2 protein-coding genes are annotated in these 1,759 nt (G+C 66.5%); one reads left to right on the top strand and one right to left on the bottom strand.

Annotation, left to right across the window (positions count from 1 at the left end; genetic code table 11):
• A partial coding sequence (locus ACFVYN_RS41340; protein WP_390008092.1) for a winged helix-turn-helix transcriptional regulator occupies positions 1-97 on the bottom strand: 97 nt, incomplete at its 3' end.
• 366 nt (positions 98-463) lie between these two features.
• Here ACFVYN_RS41340 and ACFVYN_RS41335 point away from each other — a divergent pair.
• Positions 464-1,744, top strand: a complete 1,281-nt coding sequence (locus ACFVYN_RS41335) for an ABC transporter substrate-binding protein (protein WP_390008090.1) — start codon at positions 464-466, stop codon at positions 1,742-1,744.
• Positions 1,745-1,759: the final 15 nt, after the last annotated feature.

The following is a 1,759-nucleotide window of genomic DNA, read 5'->3' as shown; positions in this document are numbered from 1 at the left end:
GACTGGCCCCGACCTGCTCGGCCAGGGCGACCACCGAGAGGGGCCCGTCCGCGCGCAGGGCGCGAAGGATCAGCTGATGTCTTCGGTCAGCGAGCATGCCGCTGACCATACTCGCGAACTCTTCAAACTCAAGCAAAGTCACGCATGAATGTCTCGATACTCGCTTGACCCTTGTCAAAGTCGCGCACCGGGTGCACTCTCTTGCGTAATTCAAGCGAGGTCCGGACCCCACTCCGGTCGGCCGAAGCGAAGGACGGCGTGTTCCGCCGTCACGGACGCCTCGGCACCGTCTGAGAGGACCCAGCTCCCACGCCCCGGGTGACTGAAGAGTTCCCACCACGCCGATGCCCTTCAGTCACCCGGCCCTCCCGTCGCACCCCTCCACGGCTCATGACCCACAGGTCCTGTCGGGCATGCCCGACAGGGCCCACGCGCAGACCCCGCCCTGAACTAGGAGAAGATCGTGGATCTTTCCCGCAGACGATTCCTGCAGGCCGCCGCCCTGACGGCCGCCGCGGCCGGCGCCACCGCGGCATGCGGCGGCAGCTCAGGATCGAGCGGCAGCAAGGACAGCAAGGACCTGACCCTCTGGTACTGGGGAGGCGCGCTCAGCGACAAGGTGGTCGCCGAAGCCAAGACGCACTTCAGCAGCCAGGTCAAGCTGACCACCGCCTCCATCGGCGGCGACTTCAAGCAGAAGCTCACCACCACCATCGCGGCGGGCACCTCCGTCCCCGACATCACCGGCATCAAGGGGGAGGACATCGCCTCCTTCCTGCCCAACGGCGACCGCTTCCTGGACCTGAACGACCTGGGCTTCAAGAAGCTCGCCTCCCGGTACCTGGACTGGAAGACCAAGCTCGCCCAGACCACCGACGGCAAGCAGATCGGGTTTCCGATCGACATCGGTCCCACCGCGCTCTACTACCGCGCGGACCTGTTCGACAAGGCCGGGCTGCCCTCCGACCCGGCCAAGGTCGCCGCCGCGACCAAGACCTGGGAGGACTACTACGCGCTCGGCGCCGAGCTGAAGAAGGCGTTGCCCGGCACCTACCTGATCAACAACCTCGGCTCGGTGTTCAACATCGCGGTCGGGCAGGGGACCCAGCGGTTCATCGACAAGAACAACCACTTCATCGGCGACCAGGACCACATACGCGCCGCCTGGGATCTCTCCGTCCGCCCCTACCAGCTCGGCCTAGACGGCAAGATCAACGACAACACCCACAACGCCGCCCTCAGCAAGGGCACCTTGACCACCGAACTCGGTGCGGCCTGGCACGCGTTGGACATCGAGCAGGCGGCCCCCAACACCAAGGGCAAGTGGCATGTCAGCCCGAACCCGGGGGGACCGGCCAACCAGGGCGGCTCCTACCTGGCCCTGCCCAAGCAGTGCCGCAACCCCGAAGAGGCATTCAAGATCATCAGCTGGATCCTCAATCCGGCCAACGACGCCCGCGGCTTCACCGACGCCGCCATCTTCCCCGCCTGTCCCGCCGCTTACGCGATGCCGGCCATGACAGGCCCGGACGCCTTCTTCGGCGGACAGAAGATCATCGAGGTCTTCGGCCCGGCCGCCAAGGCCATCCCGGACAGCTACGAGGCACCCGCCGACGCCGCCGTCATGGCCCCCTACCTGACCGAGCTGACCAACATCGAGGCCAAGGGCAAGAAGCCCGACGACGCCTGGAAGGACGCGGTCAGCCAGGCCAAGCAGATCGGCCAGCGGCAGGGAGTGAGCTGACATGTCCTCACCTCC

This window comes from Streptomyces sp. NPDC058307, from assembly GCF_042880295.1.
In the GTDB taxonomy this organism is placed as follows: domain Bacteria; phylum Actinomycetota; class Actinomycetes; order Streptomycetales; family Streptomycetaceae; genus Streptomyces.
The sequence above is the reverse complement of the archived record's forward strand: the minus strand, read 5'-3'. Positions and strand labels throughout refer to the sequence as shown.